At 68.5% G+C, this 17,965-nt stretch carries 12 protein-coding genes, 1 tRNA gene and 1 pseudogene; 2 read left to right on the forward strand and 12 right to left on the reverse strand.

Going from position 1 to position 17,965, the window contains the following annotated elements; all coding sequences use genetic code 11:
- Window positions 1–13 precede the first annotated feature (13 nt).
- From rplA to P0Y60_15265, 5 genes and pseudogenes are all read right to left on the reverse strand, one after another.
- A pseudogene (gene rplA / locus P0Y60_15245) lies at window positions 14–701 on the reverse strand (50S ribosomal protein L1).
- 11 nt (window positions 702–712) lie between these two features.
- Complete coding sequence (gene rplK, locus P0Y60_15250) at window positions 713–1,144, reverse strand: 50S ribosomal protein L11 (protein ID WEK60640.1); 432 nt, start codon at window positions 1,142–1,144, stop codon at window positions 713–715.
- A 322-nt stretch (window positions 1,145–1,466) separates the two neighbouring features.
- Entirely contained in the window at window positions 1,467–2,501 is a 1,035-nt protein-coding gene (nusG, locus tag P0Y60_15255) for a transcription termination/antitermination protein NusG (GenBank protein ID WEK60641.1), read from the reverse strand.
- Window positions 2,502–2,543: 42 nt separating this feature from the next.
- Complete coding sequence (secE, locus tag P0Y60_15260; GenBank protein ID WEK60642.1) at window positions 2,544–2,816, reverse strand: preprotein translocase subunit SecE; 273 nt, start codon at window positions 2,814–2,816, stop codon at window positions 2,544–2,546.
- Between the two features lie 40 nt (window positions 2,817–2,856).
- Window positions 2,857–2,929, reverse strand: a tRNA-Trp gene (locus P0Y60_15265).
- 172 nt (window positions 2,930–3,101) lie between these two features.
- On the opposite strand from P0Y60_15265, the gene P0Y60_15270 reads away from it, so the two are divergent.
- Entirely contained in the window at window positions 3,102–4,946 is a 1,845-nt protein-coding gene (locus P0Y60_15270; protein ID WEK60643.1) for an HSP90 family protein, read from the forward strand.
- A 35-nt stretch (window positions 4,947–4,981) separates the two neighbouring features.
- On the forward strand, window positions 4,982–7,780 hold the full coding sequence (locus tag P0Y60_15275; GenBank protein WEK60644.1) for a hypothetical protein: 2,799 nt from the start codon (window positions 4,982–4,984) through the stop codon (window positions 7,778–7,780).
- Window positions 7,781–7,892: 112 nt separating this feature from the next.
- On the opposite strand, the gene poxB is transcribed toward P0Y60_15275, so the two are convergent.
- The 7 genes from poxB to gabT all read right to left on the reverse strand — a co-directional run bounded on the left by poxB (window position 7,893) and on the right by gabT (window position 17,964).
- On the reverse strand, window positions 7,893–9,617 hold the full coding sequence (gene poxB / locus P0Y60_15280; GenBank protein ID WEK60645.1) for a ubiquinone-dependent pyruvate dehydrogenase: 1,725 nt from the start codon (window positions 9,615–9,617) through the stop codon (window positions 7,893–7,895).
- 177 nt (window positions 9,618–9,794) lie between these two features.
- Entirely contained in the window at window positions 9,795–11,159 is a 1,365-nt protein-coding gene (locus tag P0Y60_15285) for an NAD-dependent succinate-semialdehyde dehydrogenase (GenBank protein ID WEK60646.1), read from the reverse strand.
- A gap of 26 nt (window positions 11,160–11,185) precedes the next feature.
- Window positions 11,186–12,661, reverse strand: a complete 1,476-nt coding sequence (locus tag P0Y60_15290; protein WEK60647.1) for an NAD-dependent succinate-semialdehyde dehydrogenase — start codon at window positions 12,659–12,661, stop codon at window positions 11,186–11,188.
- A 34-nt stretch (window positions 12,662–12,695) separates the two neighbouring features.
- On the reverse strand, window positions 12,696–14,258 hold the full coding sequence (locus P0Y60_15295; GenBank protein WEK60648.1) for an APC family permease: 1,563 nt from the start codon (window positions 14,256–14,258) through the stop codon (window positions 12,696–12,698).
- Window positions 14,258–15,145 (reverse strand): universal stress protein, encoded by an 888-nt coding sequence (locus tag P0Y60_15300; GenBank protein WEK60649.1) that lies wholly within the window; start codon window positions 15,143–15,145, stop codon window positions 14,258–14,260. Before P0Y60_15300 ends, P0Y60_15295 begins: the two co-directional genes overlap by 1 nt.
- Entirely contained in the window at window positions 15,145–16,527 is a 1,383-nt protein-coding gene (locus tag P0Y60_15305; GenBank protein ID WEK60650.1) for an NAD(P)/FAD-dependent oxidoreductase, read from the reverse strand. The genes P0Y60_15300 and P0Y60_15305 overlap by 1 nt, the downstream gene beginning before the upstream one ends.
- 75 nt (window positions 16,528–16,602) lie before the next feature.
- Complete coding sequence (gene gabT / locus P0Y60_15310) at window positions 16,603–17,964, reverse strand: 4-aminobutyrate--2-oxoglutarate transaminase (protein ID WEK60651.1); 1,362 nt, start codon at window positions 17,962–17,964, stop codon at window positions 16,603–16,605.
- Between the last annotated feature and the right edge of the window lies 1 nt (window position 17,965).

Here is a 17,965-nt window from a genome sequence, read left to right on the forward strand (position 1 = left end):
CAGAGAGTCAGACTCAGATGGCGTTGACGTCCAGCGGGATGCCGGGGCCGAACGTGGTCGACACCGCACCCTTCTGGATGTAGCGGCCCTTCGAGCTCGACGGCTTGAGACGGACGATCTCCTCGAGCGCTGCGCCGATGTTCTCGTTCGAGCTGCTCGGCGGTGAAGGATGCCTTGCCGACGACGAAGTGCACGTTGGCGTGCTTGTCGACGCGGAACTCGATCTTTCCGCCCTTGATCTCCTCGACGGCCTTGGCCGTGTTCGGGGTGACGGTGCCGGTCTTCGGGTTCGGCATGAGGCCACGGGGTCCGAGGACCTTTCCGAGGCGACCGACCTGGCCCATGAGCTCCGGGGTGGAGACGGCCGCGTCGAACGCGGTCCAGCCGGCGGCGACCTTCTCGATGAGCTCGGCGCCACCGACCTCGTCGGCGCCTGCGGCGATCGCGGCCTCAGCGGCCGGACCCGTCGCGAACACGATGACGCGGGCGGTCTTACCGGTGCCGTGGGGCAGGATGACGGTGCCGCGCACCATCTGGTCCGCCTTGCGGGGGTCGACGGCGAGCTTCAGCGCGACCTCGACGGTCGAGTCGAACTTCGCGGAGCCGGTCTCCTTCGCGAGGGCGACTGCCTCGGTCGGAGTGTAGAAACGGTCTGCCTCGATCTTCTCAGCGGCAGCGTTGTAAGCCTTGGACTTAGCCATGATTATTCTCCTCAGCCCTCGACCGTGATGCCCATGGAACGGGCGGTGCCGGCGATGATCTTCGAGGCGGCCTCGATGTCGTTCGCGTTCAGGTCGGCCTGCTTGGTCTCGGCGATCTGACGGACCTGATCCTTGGTGAGCTTCGCGACCTTGACGGTGTGCGGGGTCGCGGAGCCCTTGGCGACACCGGCGGCCTTCTTGATGAGCTCCGCCGCGGGCGGGGTCTTCAGGATGAAGGTGAAGCTGCGGTCCTCGTAGACGGTGATCTCGACGGGGATGACGTTGCCGCGCTGCGACTCGGTCGCGGCGTTGTACGCCTTGCAGAACTCCATGATGTTGACGCCATGCTGACCGAGCGCGGGGCCGATCGGCGGCGCGGGGTTGGCTGCACCGGCGTTGATCTGAAGCTTGATCAGGCCGGTCACCTTCTTCTTCGGTGCCATTCTCTTTCCTTTCATCGAATCGGATGCCGGAGCATCCGCTTCTCCCACAGATCCGGCATCTCCGGACCGTGGTCGCTTGCGCGCACGCCGAAGCGGCACACAAACCACGTAAGTATACCTGATCCCGGCTTGTCCGGCGAACCCGCCGCATCCCCGCCGCATTCCTGCCGCATCCCCCGGGTACACCTGCACGACCGGGGCACGGGTGCACGACCGAAGGGGCGGATGCGCCGCGCATCTGTTCCCGGATCGTGCAGGTATTCACCGGGTCGAACGCGAGAACGGCCGCCCCGAAGGGACGGCCGTTCTCGTGAAACGTGTGTCAGACCATCTTGGTGACCTGGTCGAACGAGAGCTCGACCGGAGTCTCGCGCTCGAAGAGCGAGACGAGGACCGTGAGCTTGCCGCTCTCGGGCTTGATCTCGCTGATCGAACCGGGAAGACCCGCGAACGAGCCCTCCTTGATCGTGATGGTCTCGCCGACCTCGAAGTCGACCTCGGCCGGCAGACGGCGAGCGACAGCCGACGCCACCCTTCGACGCGATGTTCTTCGCGGTGGGACGTCCTTGACCTCGACGAGCGCCTTCAGCATGTTGAAGGCCTCTTCGAAGCGCAGCGGCGTCGGGTTGTGGGCGTTGCCCACGAAGCCGGTGACGCCGGGGGTGTGGCGGACGACCGACCAGGTGTCCTCCGTGAGCTCCATGCGCACGAGCACGTAGCCCGGGATGCGCACACGGGTGACCATCTTGCGCTGGCCGTTCTTGATCTCGACGACGTCCTCCATCGGGACCTCGATCTGGTAGATCTCGTCCTCGACCTCGAGCGTCGACTTGCGCTGCTCGATGTTCGCCTTGACCTTGCGCTCGAAGCCGGCGTAGGAGTGGATGACGTACCACTTGCCCGGGAGCATGCGGAGATCCATGCGGAAGGCCTCGTACGGGTCCTCCTCCGCATCCTCATCGGCACCGTCTTCATCGGCAACGACATCCTCGTCGCCGTTGACATCGGGGCCGTCGTACGGGGTGACCTCGTCGGCCGCAGCGGCCTCCTGGTCAGCCGTCTCTTCGGCCACAGCATCGTTGAGGACCTCAGCGGCGGCCTCAGACTCAGCCGCTTCGTCCAGGTTGAGAGCGTCGTTCACGATCGCGTCCGCCTCCGGGTCTTCGATGACGATGTCGTCATCGGTATCGGTGTCTTGATCTTCGTCTTCGTCTTCGACGTGCAGAGCGACGTGCTCTGCCGAGGTGACGGACAGCTCCTCTGCGGCGAGCACGTTGCCCTCCTGGGCCTCGTCCTCTTCGCTCGACTGCTCTGCCGCGGTCGCCCAATCGGCATCGTCGGAATATCGTTCAGACACGTTGTTTCTTGCTCCTCGCTGCGGCGGTGGCCGCGGGCGTCATCAGCTAGGGATTCCGAAGACCCAGTGCGTCACGTACGCGAAAAGAGTGTCCAAGCCGTAGACGATGCCCATGACGATGAGAACGAAGACGAGCACCACCCCGGTGAACTTGAACAGCTCCTTGCGAGTCGGGGTGACGACCTTGCGGAGCTCGGAGATGACCTGGCGGATGAACAGGGCGATTCCCCCGAAGAACCGGGAGAAGGGGTTGCCCGCCTTCTCGCGGGTGGCGCCAGACGCGACGAGCTCGCCGCGCGGTTCGTCCTGATCCATCCTGAATGTACCTTTCGTGTGTCAGCGTTGCGCTGACGCGCAGGGCGGACAGGAATCGAACCTGCAACCTGCGGTTTTGGAGACCGCTGCTCTGCCAATTGAGCTACCGCCCTAGAGACCGTGTGGTCTCGGGGGTGTCTTCCCACTCTGCCACCGATTCTGTGATCGAGGATCCCAGGCACGGCGAAAGAATGCAGAAAACAACTGCTCCATCAGTGTACGGCATCCGTCCCGTGCCGCCGAACCGGGGAATGCGCGCGTGTTGTTGTTAGGCTCGGCGAGCGGATGCATCAGGAGGGAGCGCCGGTGAGCGCTGAAGTGCAGCAGTTCCAGGTGGATCTGCGAGGAGTCGTCGATCTGCTCAGCAGACACATCTACTCCAGCCCTCGGGTGTACCTCCGCGAACTCCTGCAGAACGCGCGGGACGCGATCACGGCGCGCCGCGAGGTGGACGGCGCCGGTGGACGCATCCGGATCACCCCGTTGACCGCCGAGAACGGCGAGTTCGTCCTGCGGGACGACGGCGTGGGCCTCACGATGTCCGAGGTGGCGGATCTGCTGGCCACGGTCGGTCGCAGCTCCAAGCGCGACATCTTCGATCTGCCCCGCAACGACTACCTCGGTCAGTTCGGCATCGGTCTGCTGAGCTGCTTCATGGTGGCCGACACGATCGTCATCCGTTCGCGCAGCGCGCGGGGCGGCGCATCGGTGGAGTGGACGGGCAGCGCCGACGGCACGTTCCAGGTCGTCGAGATCGACGAGGAGCTGCCGATCGGCACGAGCGTGCACCTGGTCCCCCGGTTCGACGCCGACGAGCTGCTGCGCCCCGCCGCCGTGCACGAGCTGGCCACGACCTTCGGCGAGTTCCTTCCGGTGCAGGTCACGATCGACGCACCAGGAACCGACATCTCGATCACGCGCGACGCCCCGTTCCTCGACGCCGCATCCGACGTCGAGGCCGCCGTGCGCTACGGCCGCGATCTGCTCGACGCCGGTCCGCTCGACGTGATCGAGCTCAGTGAACCCGCCACCGGCACGCGCGGTCTCGCCTATGTGCTCCCGTACGCCCCTCCGCCGGGCGCACGTCAGGCCACGCGCATGTACCTCGGACGGATGCTGCTGTCGGAGCGCGTCGACGATGTGCTGCCCGACTGGGCGTTCTTCGTGCGTGCGGTCGTGGATTCGACCGGCCTCGCCCCGACCGCCAGCCGCGAGTCGCTCGTGGAGGACGCGGCATTGGAACGGGTGCGCGAACAGCTCGGCGCCGGCATCCGTCGATGGGTGCTCGAGCTGGGCCTGCGCGAACCTCACCGCCTGGCGCAGTTCGTCGCGATCCACGAGGTGGGCCTCAAGTCGCTCGTACGTCACGATCCGGAGTTGGCGCAGTTCATCACGCGCTGGCTGACGCTGGAGACCACGCACGGCACGATGCGCATCGGCGACCTCGTGGAGCGGTATCCGCACGTGCGCTATGCGGCATCCGTCGACGAGTTCCGCCAGGTGGCCGGCATCTCCCCCTCCTCGGAGGTGCTGGTGAACGGCGGATACCTGTACGACGCCGACCTGGTGCGGATGCTGCCCGAGCTGCACTCGACCGTCACGATCGAGCAGGTCGACGTCACGGGCGAACTCGACCGCCTCGACCCGCCGCCGCTCGACGACCGCGATGCCGCCGTCGCACTCGAGGCCAGGGCGGGGGCGGTGCTGGCATCCGCAGACTGCTCGGTCGTGGTGCGCTCGATCGACCGCCCCGACCTGGCCGCCCTGTACGTCGCCGATCCCGAAGTGCTGCGGGCGATCGACCGCACGCGCACGAAGGGGATCACCGGATCCCTCTGGGGCGGCGTGCTCGACAAGATCGATCAGACCCGCTCGCTGGGGCGTGACGATGACCTGCGCGCACGCCTCTGCCTGAACTGGAGCAACCGCGTCGTGCGGGCACTCGTGCGCGTGAGCGATGACGCCGTCTTCGCACGCACGGTGCAGCTGCTCTACATCCAGGCACTGCTCGCCGGCCACCATCCGCTCTCCGACGCCGACCGCGGTCTCATGACCACCGCGCTCAGCGACCTCGTCTCCCTCTCCGCCGGCCTCGAAGGGGACTCGATCCCCTTCGACGAGGCCCGCTGAGCTTCACGTCTCGACCCATCGAAGGGGCATCGTCCATGGCACGTCCGAAGAAGCGCTTCCAGCAACTGATCGAAGAGATCGACCGCACGCCGTGGGGGCCCGCCGAGCAGGCACTCGTGAGCGAGGCCGTCGCCCTGGCACAGGAGATCGGTGATGAGCGGCTCGAGTACGACGCACGCATGCGGCAGACGGCATCCGCGAACATGAACGGCGCGACCGACGTGATGCTGAACTCGTTCGCGTGGTGCCTCGCACATCACGACGCCGATCCGCAGCGGTTCCCCAGCGACCTCGACAACGGGGGCGCCGACCTGATGTGGCAGTTCAAGTGGATGGCGTCGTCATTGCGCTCCTCCCCCGCCTTCTCGCAGGAACAGATCGTGGCGGTGCTCGACGACATGGAGTCGCACTACCGTGCGGCAGGACTCGGCATGAGCGGTGTGCTGACCGCGCGCTTCGAGGACGCCTGGGACGCCGGGCGGATGGCGGATGCCGAGGCGCTGCGCGTACAGCTCGAGGCCACGCCCCGCGATGAGCACAGCCACTGCGATGCCTGCGGACGCAGCCAGTTCGCCGGGTTCTTCGCCGAGACCGAGCGCGATGACGACGCGATCCGCCTGGTCGAGGAGATGATCGAAGGCGGCTTCTCCTGCGGCGAGGAGCCGGAGCATGCGCTCTCCCGCGTCCTGGTCCCGTATCTGCGCGCCGGGCGCGGAGACGAGGCGAAGACCGCCCATCTGCGCAGCTACCGTCTCGCGAAGGACAACCCCGACAACCTGCGCATCGTCGCGAACAACGTCATCTTCACGGCCCTGACCGGCAACGAGGCTCGGGCGCTCGCGCTGATCGAGCGCCACATCTCGTGGCTCGCCCACGACGGACTCAACGTCGACGCCCACTTCGCGGCGCTCTCGGCCTTCGCCTTCGCCCTCGATCGCGTCGCTGCGGCCGGGCACGGCGGCACCCCCGTGCGCGGGGCCGACTCCCCCGCCCTCGAGCAGTTCTTCGGCCCGCACGACGGCGCCTGGTCGGCGGAGGAGCTGGCCGCGAGCGCCTGGAGCGCCGCCGAGCGCATCGGCGGCGAGTTCGATCAGCGCGACGGCACCGACGGCCACGCCCAGAACCTGGCACGCCTGCGAGCCCTCGCCGCGGAGCACTACGACGTGCCGATCCGCTCCGACGTGTTCGCGGTGCCACCGCAGGCCGTGACCCCGCTCGATGCCGACGCCTGGTTCGACCGTGCGATGGATCTCGCCCAGTTCGGCGCCGAGCACGAGACGCTCGACGCCCTCCCCCGTGCGCTGGCGGTGACGGATCCCGCCAAGCGTGCGCAGCTGCTGTCGATGCGCCTGGGAATCCTCGTGGCGCTCGACCGTGCCGACGAGGCGCTGGAGCTGCTGCCCGAGCGCGTCGCCGCGCTGCGCGACGCGGGCAAGATCGAGCAGGCCGCGCTCGAGGAAAGTCTGGGACTCGCCACGTTCGGCGTGAACACGCCCGAGACCACCGCAGATCTGGAGGATGCCCTCGCCGCATCGGAGTCGCTTCCCGCCTGGTCGCGCGGCGACCTGGCGATCAGCCGCGCCTCGCTGCACCTGCAGTCGGACGAGCCGGATGCCGCGCTCGACATGGCCGAGCTGGCCGCCCGCGCCTTCGCCGAGGCGGAGGACACGCGCCTGTCGAACACCACGACCCTGATCGCGATCGCCGCCGTGCTGCACAAGGGCGACATCGAGGCGGCGTCGTCGCTGCTCGATCGCTTCCTCGCACAGGACGACCTCAGCGCCGGGCACCGCGCACAGGCCCACCAGACCCGGGCACGGGTGCGCGGCGGGTCCAACGCCTTCATCGAGGGCGCGACCGATGCCGACGAGGCATGCAGGATCCTCGCCGGTCTCGGTGCCACGAAGGCGCTGGCCTCGACGCATCTGCTCGCCGGAGCCCTCTGGGAGGACGCCGGCGATGCCGAGAAGGCCGTCGCCCGCTACCGCGTGACCGCACGCCTGGTGGCCCAGGAAGGCGGCGACATCGCGGGGGCGAACTTCCGCCTGGGTCGCGCGATGCTCGCGGTCGGCGACGCCGAAGAGGCCGCCGAGTTGTTCAGTTCGGTGCTCGAGCAGGAGGAGCAGGCCGATGTGCCCGCCGGGTCGCGCGCCATGACGGCATCCATGCTCGCGCGCGCCTTGAGCGGCTCGGGTGAGTTCGGCCAGGCCGTGGGGGCGTTCGGATACGCCGCGCAACTGTACGGCGAAGCCGTGGAGCCCGCCGACCAGGCGATGGCGATGACCGAGCAGGCGAAGATCCTCGCCCGGTTCGACGAGAACGACGACGCGCTGCAGCTGCTGGAGTCGGCCGCCGACATCGTGCGCACGGCGCCGGATGCCGTGGGCGCCCGCGTCGAGGTGCTGCACAACCTCGGTCAGGTGTACGGCGGACGCCAGGATGAGCGCGCGTTCGCGCTGTTCGACGAGGTCGTCGCCCTCGCGACGGAGCACGAGGCGCACTGGCTGCTCGCCGACGTCACCGACTCACGCGGTCGGGCGCTGGCCGAGATCGGCCGTATCGACGATGCGGTCGCCGCGGCGCTCACCGCAGCCGACGCCTTCGCCGAGATCGGCGACACGGGTGCGGCCGGCGGATCCGAGCTGTTCGCGGCGCGCGTGCTCGTCGGCAACGACCGTGCCGCCGACGCCGTGGCCGTGTACCGCAGCGCGCTCGAGCACGGAGCCGAGCACCCGCCGCTGCAGCAGGTCGCCGCACTCGAGCTCGGAGACGCGCTCGAGGCCCTCGGTCGCCACGGCGAGGCCGCCGAGGTGCGCGCGCTCATCGAGAGCTGAGCGCGCGCCCCTTCGTGCCCTCGGGCGGAGAATCGCGCCGCGGGCGGAGGACTGCGGCGGAAGCATCCGCCCGAGAACGAGTTCTCCTCCCGAGCGGGCGCAGAGGCTGCGGTCAGAACAGCTGGCGCCAGTTCGCGCGCGCGAGGTCGAGCAGCTCGTCGCCGCGGCCCGACATCACGGTGCGGATGGCGTAGAGCGCGAAGCCCTTCACCTGCGCGGCCTCGATCGCGGGCGGCATCGACAGCTCCTGCCGCTCGGTCACGACGTCGAGCAGCGCGGGTCCGTCATGGGACAGCACCTCGCGCACGGCATCCGGAAGGTCCTCGCTGCGCTCCACGCGGCGCGCGAAGATGCCCATGGCCTCGGCGATCGCGGCGAAGCTCGGGTTCTTCAGCTCGGTGCCATAGGTGACGAATCCCGCGGCCTTCATCTCCAGCTCGACGAAGTTCAGCGAGGAGTTGTTGACCACGATCGTCTTCACCGGCAGATGGTTCTGGGTCAGGGTGATGAGCTCCCCGAGCATCATCGCCAGTCCGCCGTCACCGGCCAGGGCGACCACCTGGCGATCCGGATGCGCGACCTGCGCACCGATGCCGTGCAGCAGCGCGTTCGCCATCGAGCCGTGGGTGAAGGAGCCGATGAGCCTGCGGTTCTCGGTCATGGTGAGGTAGCGGGCCGCCCAGACGGTGGGGGAACCCACATCGGCAGTGAAGATCGCGTCATCCGCGGCCTGCTCGTTCAGCAGGCGCGCGAGGTACTGCGGATGGATGGGGCGTCCGGCCTTGGTCGGCACCGCGAGGTCGTCGAGCTTGGCGCGAGTCTTCCGATAGTGCGCCACCGCATCGTCGAGGTGCCCCCGGTCGCTCTTCTCGGCGATCCGCGGCAGCAGCGCCTCGGCGGTCGCGCGCACGTCGCCCACCAGACCCAGGTCGAGCGGATGCCGCTTGCCCAGCTGCGAGCCGCGGATGTCGACCTGGATGGTCGTCGCTTTGTCCGGGTAGAACTGCTCGTACGGGAAATCGCTGCCGAGCACCAGCAGCGCATCAGCCGCCTCCATCGCCCGATACCCCGAGGCGAATCCCAGCAGCCCCGTCATGCCGACATCGAAGGGGTTGTCATACTCGATGAACTCCTTGCCGCGGAGCGCGTGCACGATGGGGGCTCCGAGCCGATCGGCCAGCGCGATCACCTCGTCATGCGCGCCCTCCACGCCGGCGCCGGCGAGGATCGTGACCTTCTTCGCGGCGTTCAGCAGGGTCGCCGCCCGCTCGAGCTCCGGCCCGCTGGGCACGACGACGGGCTTCGCGCGCTCGATCACGACGGCGCGATCGTCGGCGATCTCGGCCAGAGCGACGTCGCCGGGAATCACGAGCACCGCGACCCCGCGCTGTTCGATGGCGGCACGCATCGCGATCTCGAGCAGCCGCGGCATCTGCTTCGGATCGGCCACGTACTCGACATAGACGCTGCACTCGCGGAACAGCTCCTGCGGATGCGTCTCCTGGAAATACCCGGTGCCGATCTCCGTCGTCGGGATGTGCGCGGCGATGGCGAGCACGGGTACGCGCGAGCGGTTCGCGTCGTAGAGGCCGTTGATCAGGTGCAGGTTGCCCGGCCCGCACGATCCTGCGACGACGGCGAGTGTGCCGGTGGTGGCGGCATCCGCAGCGGCGGCGAAGGCCGCGGCCTCTTCATGCCGCACGTGGACCCATCGGATCGAGCCGTCCTTGCGGAGCGCGTCCGTGAACCCGTTGAGCGAATCGCCGGGAAGTCCGTAGACCCGGTCGATCCCGTTGGCGTGGAGTGTCTTGACGATGTTCTCAGCGACATTGGCCATGCTTCGACCCTACGCCCGGTGCGGTTGCGGGGCTCCGGAGTTCTGCCGAATCCCGCATGCTACGGGGGGATCTCGTCCGAGATACGGCAGATCTCCGAGGAAATGCACCGCACCGCAGGCGGCGAGCACACAGAAGGGGCGGATGCTGTGCCGCATCCGCCCCTTCGATGAGACCGATCAGCCGATGCGGATGAGCTTCCGGTTCACGAACTCGTCGGCGGCGAGGTGCCCCAGCTCGCGCGAGGTGCCGCTGCGCTTCACTCCGCCGAACGGCAGCTCGGGGCTGTCGGCCAGCACGAGGTTGACGTAGACCATGCCCGCCTCGATCTTGTCGGCGACGCGCTCGGCCTGCTCGGCATCCGTGGTGAAGACGTACGAACCGAGCCCGAAGGAGGTGTCGTTCGCCAGCGTGACCGCCGCATCCTCGTCCGCGACGCGGTACACGACCGCCGCGGGGCCGAAGAGCTCTTCGCGGTACACGTTCATCTCGGGCGTCACATCGGCGAGCACGGTCGGTGCGAAGAATGCGCCGTCGCGGGTGCCGCCGGTCAGCAGCGTCGCACCCTGCTCGACGGCCTGGTCGACCTGCTTCTGCAGGTTCTCGGCCGCGGTCTCGGAGGCCACGGGTCCCAGAACCGTGTCGTCGAGCGTGGGGTCGCTCGCATCGACGGATGCCATCGCCGCGGTGAACTTCTCCACGAACGCGTCGTAGAGACCGTCGACGATGATGAACCGCTTGGCGCCGTTGCAGGCCTGACCGTTGTTGTCGAGGCGCGCGTCGACACCCGCCTGCACCGTCGCGTCGAGGTCGTCGGTCGAGAGCACGATGAACGGGTCGGACCCGCCGAGCTCCAGCGCGACCTTCTTCAGGTTGCGTCCGGCGATCTCGGCGACGGCAGCCCCCGCACGCTCGGAGCCCGTGAGCGACACGCCCTGCACGCGCGGATCGGCGATCATGGTCGCGATCTGCTCGTTGGTCGCCAGCACGCTCTGGTAGGCGCCCTTCGGGAACCCGGCGTCATGGTAGATCGCCTCGAGCGCGGCCGACGACTCGGGGCACTGCGGAGCCGGCTTGAGCAGGATCGTGTTTCCGACGATCAGGTTCGGTGCCGCGAAGCGCACGATCTGGTACGCCGGGAAGTTCCACGGCATGATGCCGACGAGCGGGCCCAGCGACGAACGGCGGATGATCGCCGATCCGTCTCCGAGGATCGCGATCGGCTGGTCGGCCATGATGGACTCCGCCTGATCGGCGTAGTACTCGGCGATGTCGGCGGCGAAGTCGACCTCTCCGAGCGCGGCCTCGCGGGGCTTGCCCATCTCGCGCACGAACACGTCGGCGAGGGCCTCACGACGCTCGCGGTGCAGCTCGGCGGCACGGCGCAGGAGCGCGGCGCGCTCCGCGACCGTCGACGAACGCGACCAGTCACGGTGCGCGGCATCCGCGGCGGCGACGGCCTCCTCGATCTGCGCATCCGTGAAGGTGTCGAAGGACGCCAGCGTCTCTCCGGTGGCGGGGTTGATGACGGCGTAGTCGGTCATATTCACTCCTCGTCTGGGCCGACCGGTCAGGCGACCGGGATCAGCGTGTACTTGGTGGACAGGTACTCGTGGATGCCCTCGAACCCGCCCTCGCGGCCGACGCCCGACTGCTTGACGCCACCGAACGGGGCGGCGGCGTTCGACACCACGCCCACGTTGAGACCCATCATGCCGGTCTCGAGCGCGTCGATCATCCGCTGCCCGCGCTGCAGGCTCTCGGTGAACACGTACGACACCAGGCCGTACTCGGTGTCGTTGGCGAGGCGAACGGCTTCCTCCTCGGTCTCGAAGGTCGCGATCGCGAGCACCGGTCCGAAGATCTCCTCGCGCAGGATCGCGCTGCCGGCGACCACGTCGGTGAGAACGGTCGGCTCGTAGAAGCTGCCGACGCCGTCGAGCGCCTTGCCGCCTGCCAGCAGCGTGGCGCCACGACCCACGGCCTCGTCGACGAGCTCGCCGGCCTTGGCCACCGCGTCGTCGTCGATCAGCGGTCCGATCGCGACGCCGTCCTCGGTGCCGCGGCCGATCTTCATGGCCTCGACGCGCTCGGTGATGCGCTTGGCGAACTCACCCGCGACGTCCTTGTGCACGATGAAGCGGTTGGCCGCCGTGCACGCCTGACCGATATTGCGGAACTTCGCGGCCAGTGCGCCCTCCACGGCCTTGTCGAGGTCGGCGTCATCGAACACCACGAACGGCGCGTTGCCACCGAGCTCCATCGACACCCGCAGCACGCCCTCCGCCGCCTGTGCGATGAGCTTGCGCCCGACCTCGGTCGAGCCCGTGAAGGAGAGCTTGCGCAGACGCGGGTCGGCGATGATCGGGGCCGACAGGGCACCGGAGCGCGAGGTCTGCACGACGTTCACGACACCTTCGGGCAGACCCGCCTGCTCGAGCAGCGACACGAAGAACATCGTCGTGAGCGGCGTGAGTGCCGGGGGCTTGATCACGACCGTGCAGCCGGCCGCCAGCGCGGGCGCGATCTTGCGCGTCGCCATCGCGAACGGGAAGTTCCACGGCGTCACGAAGAACGACGGGCCCACCGGACGCTGCGAGACGACCATGTGGCCGGTGCCTTCGGGGTTGAGCCCGTAGCGACCGTTGATGCGCACGGCCTCCTCGCTGAACCAGCGCAGGAACTCCCCGCCGTAGCCGACCTCGCCCCGCGCCTCGGCGAGCGGCTTGCCCATCTCGAGCGTCATGAGCAGCGCGAGATCCTCCTTGCGCTCCTGCACGAGATCGAACGCGCGGCGGAGGATGTCGCTGCGTCGGCGCGGTGCGGTGGCCGCCCACGAATCCTGAGCGGCGACGGCCGCGTCGAGCGCACGGATGCCGTCGGCCGGCGTCGCGTCGGCGATCGTGCGGATGACCGCCCCGGTCGCCGGGTCCTTCACGTCGAAGGTGGCCCCGGTCTCGCCGTCCGTCCACTGGCCGCCGATGAAGAGGCCGGTGGGGATGCTGTCGAGAAGCGTCTGCTCGGCCGGTGCGATCTGAGTGCTCATGGATTCTCTTTCTGTGGGGACTGGTGGCTGAGTGTCAGCGGAGGCGGTTGCTGGGCGGGGCGTCCACGCTCAGCGTCTTCCCTCGGAAGAAGTCAGGGTTGACGATTCTCTGGATGATCATCAGGACGGCGCCGAAGATGAGCAGACCCACCCCGATGAAGAACACGATGCCGATGCCGCCCTCACCGTTCGCGTCGGCGCCGATGGCGATCGATCCGAAGTCGGGTGCGAGGCTGTCGATCGCCGTGATGAAGAACAGCACCAGAAGGATGACTCCACCGACCAGGGGGCTGGCGAACTTGAAGAAGAAGTCCTTGCCCGAGTCGAACCACTGGTGGCGGAAATACCAGACGCACGACAACGCGGTGATGCCGTAGTAGAAGCAGATCATCATGCCCAGCGCGAGAATCGTGTCCCACAGCGCATCCTCGCTGAGGAAACGCATGACGGCGTAGAACCCACCGGCGACCACCGCGGAGGCGATCGTCGCGAATCCCGGCGTGAAGAACCGCGGGCTGACACCGGCGAACTTCTTCGGGACGGCTCCGTAGTGCCCCATCGCGAGCAGCGTCCTGGCCGGTGAGATGAAGGTGGACTGCAACGACGACGCCGACGAGGTCAGCACCGCGAGCGAGAGCAGGAAGGCCAGACCCCCCATGACCGGACCGGACAGCGCGAAGAACACGTTGCCGCCGATGTCCTCGTTCAGAAGGCCGAGACCTTCGTCGCCGATCCCGGAGTACATCAGCGTGCTGATCGTGAGCAGCAGGTAGATCGCGATGATCGAGAACACCGTCAGCATGGCCGCGCGCCCAGGCGTGCGCTCCGGGTCCTTGGCCTCCTCGTTCATCGTGAGCGTCACATCCCAGCCCCAGAACATGAAGACCGAGGCCGACAGCCCCATCACGATCACCGAGATGCCGCCCTCGATCGCGAAGGGGTTGAACCACGCGAGCTCGGGCATATGCGGCTCGAAGGCGCCGCCCTGGACGGTCTGGACGATCGCCATCACGGCGAACACCACGAGGATCACGACCTGGAACGCCACGAGGCCGTACTGCAGCTTCTGCGACGTCGTGACATCGCGGAAGGACACCCAGGCGGCGAGCGCGACGAAGATCAGACACACGGCGACGTTCACGAACGGGTTGCGGGTGATCTCGGCGATGGCCTCGTTGCCGGAGATCTGCGAGATCAATAGGAACAGGAAGTCGACCGCGATACCGGCGAGGTTCGACAGCACCAGGATCGTCGCCACGATCAGACCCCACCCGGCCATCCATCCGACGTACGGGCCGAAGGCCTTGGTCGCCCAGGTGAAGCTGGTACCCGAGTCGGGCATGGCCTTGTTGAGCTCGCGATACCCGAAGGCGACGAGCAGCATCGGGATGAATCCGAGCAGCAGGATCGCCGGCACCTGGAATCCGACGGCGCCCACCGCACCGCCGATGCCGGCGGTGAACGTGTACGCCGGGGCGATGCAGGAGATCCCCATCACCAGTGCGCCCAGCACGCCCACGGTTCCGACGCTGAGCCCCTTGCTGGAAATGCCCGTGGTCACGGGTGCGGGCTCCGTCGCCCGGTTCGTGCTGCTCATCAGCGGACTCCTGCTTCGGCGCGGGTGCGCGGGACGACGATCATCGGTACGGGCAGTTCGTGCAGCATCTTCGCTGCCGTGGAGCCCAGGAACAGACGGCGCGGCTGCGCCAGTCTGCTCGATCCGACGAGGATGACCTCGCCGGGAAGCCAGGAGAGGTTCGCGACGGCATCCTCGACGGTGTCGCCGGGTGCCTCCTCGATCACAGCGCCCAGGTCGAGCGGCAACAGCTGCTTCGCCACGGCGAGGACTTCCTGCGCGTGGGTGTCGCCGACGACGCGGATCGCTCCGGTGTCGAGCCCCGGGGGCACATCGAACGGCACCAGCGAGACCAGACGCAGCCCGACGCCGCTGTCGGCGGCGACCGAGGCGGCCTCGTCGAGCAGGTTCTCGGCGCCGGGACGGGTACCGACGGCGACGGTGACGCGCGGGATGACGTGGTCATCCGCGCCCGCCGTGCCCGCGGGTGCGAGCGCGACCGGGATGGTCGAGGAGTGCAGCAGCTCGGAGGCCACGCTGCCCAGACGGTGTCGACCGAACAGTCCGCCTCCGGCTGCACCCACCACGATCAGACGCGCGCCGAACTCCTCGCCCGCGGCGATCAGCCCCTCGGCGAACGACTCCGCGACGCGGACGTGTCCGGTGCGCGTGATCTCCTGCGGCAGGCGGACGATCGCGTCCTCGAGCCACTTCTTCGCCTGAGCACGGATGTGCTCCTCGTAAGCGCGCTCCGGCGGGACGACCACCGGGCTGCGGGTGCCCTCGGCGGGGAGCACCAGCACCAGGTGCAGGCGCGCCCCGATGCTGCGCGCGAGCCGTGCACCGAGGGCTGCGGCATCCGCTCCGGCATCCGTCGCCGTGTACCCGACGACGATGGCGCCGGCCATCAGTTGCTCTCTGCCTCGTCGCCGGCAGCGCGGGTCGAGTCGATGATCTGCGAGGCGACCAGACGACCCATGCGGATCGCGCCGTCGACGTGCTGGTAGCCCGCGCCGGCCAGGTCGCTGCACGCGAAGTGGATGGGACCGACGGCGGTGCGCAGGTCGGCGCCGTAGCGGTGCAGACCACCCATGTCGAAGCTCGCGGCGTACGCACCGCGGGTCCACTCCTCGCTGCCCCAGTCGCTCTCGTAGTACACGACCGGGTTCTTGGCCTCGGGGCCGTAGTAGTGCGAGAGCGATTCGAGGATGCGCTCCTTGCGGTCCTCGGCGGAGAGCTCGAACACGCCGTCGGCGTTCGCGTCGGAGACGAAGCCGACGAGGGTGCCGCGCTCGTCACCGTGGTTGGTGTTGTCGTACGCCTCGTGCGAGATCTCGTACGGGCTGAACGCGGTGCCGCTGAGGCCCTGCTCACGCCAGAACGGACGGTCGTAGACGGCGTGCACCTTGATCACGAAGCCCATGGACAGGTGCTGGTGCAACTGGTGCTGACGCCGAGGCAGCGGCGGCACGAACGAGATGCGGTCGTAGAGCACCGGCGCGTGGGCGAGGATCGCGAAACGGGCGCTGACGGTGAGGTCGTCGGTGGTGGCCGTCACGCCGTTGGCGCCCCATTCGAGGCTGCGCACCGGCTGGTTCAGGAAGACGTCGTCTCCGAGGCGCTCGGCGAGCAGGATCGGCACCTGCTGCAGTCCGCCGACGACGCGCTTGTCGAGGATGAAGTCGGCGTCGACGAGGTGCGAGTAGGAGCCGGCGGATGCCGCCATCAGCAGCGACTGCAGCAGCGAGAACGCGTGCGTGGGCTTGGTGAGCATCGCGGAGCCGGTGGCGAAGGCGAGGTTGCGGACCGCCTCGTCGTCGTCGGTCTGCTGGCGCAGCCAGGCGTCCCACGTGACCGAGTCCCACTCGGCCGCGTTCGGGTGCTCCCACGGGCGGTCGGGGTCGATCTCGGCGACCATCGCGTCGAGGCGCTCGGTGATCTCGGCGATGACCTGCTCGGTCTCCGCCGACACGGGGAACATCTCGCCCGTGAACCGGTGGCTCTGACCGTCGGGGCCGACGTACACGCTGTCGCCCTCGCGGTAGCGGCTGAAGGTCTCCAGGCCCAGCTCGTCGACCGTGTCGATCAGGGCATCCTGATCGGGCGAGACCCACTGTCCGCCGATCTCGAGCATGGCACCCTCGATGACGTCGGTCCACAGACGCCCGCCGACGCGGTCCCGCGCCTCGAGGACGGCGACCGAGAGACCGGCCTTCCGCAGGTCGTTCGCCGCCGTGAGCCCTGCGGCTCCGGCTCCGACGATGAGCACGTCTCGTGTGATCTCAGCCATCTGCAACTCCTTCGTTGGAAAAATGCCGGTCGCGACCCGAAATCCCCCGATTGGGGCCGCGACCGGACACGGGGGTCAAGCCGCGGCGAGCGCCGCAGCGACGATATCGATTCCTTCGTTCAGCAGATCGTCGCCGATCGCGAGCGGGGGAAGGAAGCGGATGACATTGCCGTACGTGCCGCACGTCAGGACGATGACGCCCTGCGCGATGCACGCCTTCGCCACGGCCGCGGTGAGAGCCGCGTCCGGTGCGTTGGTCTCGGGGTCCACGAACTCGGCGGCGATCATCGCGCCGTGCCCGCGCACGTCGCCGACGCGCGGGTCGTGCTGCTGGATCGCGGTCAGGCGCGTGGTGAGGATCTCGCCGATCTCCCGGGCGCGCTCGATCACGCCGTCGTTCTCGAACACGTCGATCGCGGCGAGCGCTGCGGCACAGGCGATGGGGTTGCCCCCGTAGGTGCCGCCGAGGCCGCCCGCGTGGGAGGCGTCCATGATCTCCGCGCGACCGGTGACGGCGGCGAGCGGGAGACCGCCGGCGATGCCCTTGGCCGTGGTGATCAGGTCGGGCTCGATGCCGAAGATCTCGCTGGCGAACATGTGTCCGGTGCGTGCGAAGCCGGTCTGCACCTCGTCGGCGATGAAGACGACGCCGTTCGCGCGGCTCCACTCCACGAGCGCGGGCAGGAAGCCGTCGGCGGGAACGATGAAGCCACCCTCGCCCTGGATGGGCTCGATGATGATCGCGGCCAGGTTGTCGGCTCCGATCTGCTTCTCGAGCTGGAGGATCGCGCGCGCAGCCGCTTCGGCGCCGGAGAGACCGTCGCGGAACGGGTACGACATCGGTGCGCGGTACACCTCGGGCGCGAAGGGCCCGAAGCCGCTCTTGTAGGGCATCGACTTGGCCGTGAGCGCCATCGTCAGGTTCGTGCGGCCGTGGTAGCCGTGGTCGAAGGCGACGACCGCCTGGCGGCCGGTGTGCTTGCGGGCGATCTTGATCGCGTTCTCGACGGCCTCGGCGCCGGAGTTGAACAGCGCGCTCTTCTTGATGAAGTCGCCGGGCGTGATGCGGTTGAGCGCCTCGGCGACCTCGATGTACGACTCATACGGCGAGATCATGAAGCAGGTGTGCGTGAACTGCGCGGCCTGCGCGGCGACGGCGGCGGCGACCTTGGGGTGCGCGTTGCCGACCGTGGTCACGGCGATGCCGGAGCCGAGGTCGATGAGTGAGTTGCCGTCGGCATCCACGACGACTCCGCCTCCGGCGGCGACGGTCGCGACCGGCACGGTGTGCCCGACGCCGGCAGGCACGGCGGCCGCCTTGCGCGCGAGGATCTCGGCGGAGCGGGGTCCGGGGAGTTCGGTGACCAGGCGACGCTCCTGGGGGAGGTCGGGGCCGCCGAGGGGGGTTGCTACAGCTGCGGTGTCGAGGAGTGCCATG

The sequence above is a fragment of the Candidatus Microbacterium colombiense genome, assembly GCA_029203165.1.
GTDB classification, from domain to species: domain Bacteria; phylum Actinomycetota; class Actinomycetes; order Actinomycetales; family Microbacteriaceae; genus Microbacterium; species Microbacterium colombiense.

What these genes read in the sequence shown, in the direction of transcription:
- rplK (WEK60640.1), bottom strand. Translation starts at nt 1,144, where the DNA reads ATGGCACCGAAGAAGAAGGTGACCGGCCTGATCAAGCTTCAGATCAAC.
- secE (WEK60642.1), bottom strand. Translation starts at nt 2,816, where the DNA reads ATGGATCAGGACGAACCGCGCGGCGAGCTCGTCGCGTCTGGCGCCACC.
- P0Y60_15270 (WEK60643.1), top strand. Translation starts at nt 3,102, where the DNA reads ATGCATCAGGAGGGAGCGCCGGTGAGCGCTGAAGTGCAGCAGTTCCAG.
- P0Y60_15275 (WEK60644.1), top strand. Translation starts at nt 4,982, where the DNA reads ATGGCACGTCCGAAGAAGCGCTTCCAGCAACTGATCGAAGAGATCGAC.
- poxB (WEK60645.1), bottom strand. Translation starts at nt 9,617, where the DNA reads ATGGCCAATGTCGCTGAGAACATCGTCAAGACACTCCACGCCAACGGG.
- P0Y60_15285 (WEK60646.1), bottom strand. Translation starts at nt 11,159, where the DNA reads ATGACCGACTACGCCGTCATCAACCCCGCCACCGGAGAGACGCTGGCG.
- P0Y60_15290 (WEK60647.1), bottom strand. Translation starts at nt 12,661, where the DNA reads ATGAGCACTCAGATCGCACCGGCCGAGCAGACGCTTCTCGACAGCATC.
- P0Y60_15295 (WEK60648.1), bottom strand. Translation starts at nt 14,258, where the DNA reads ATGAGCAGCACGAACCGGGCGACGGAGCCCGCACCCGTGACCACGGGC.
- P0Y60_15300 (WEK60649.1), bottom strand. Translation starts at nt 15,145, where the DNA reads ATGGCCGGCGCCATCGTCGTCGGGTACACGGCGACGGATGCCGGAGCG.
- P0Y60_15305 (WEK60650.1), bottom strand. Translation starts at nt 16,527, where the DNA reads ATGGCTGAGATCACACGAGACGTGCTCATCGTCGGAGCCGGAGCCGCA.
- gabT (WEK60651.1), bottom strand. Translation starts at nt 17,964, where the DNA reads ATGGCACTCCTCGACACCGCAGCTGTAGCAACCCCCCTCGGCGGCCCC.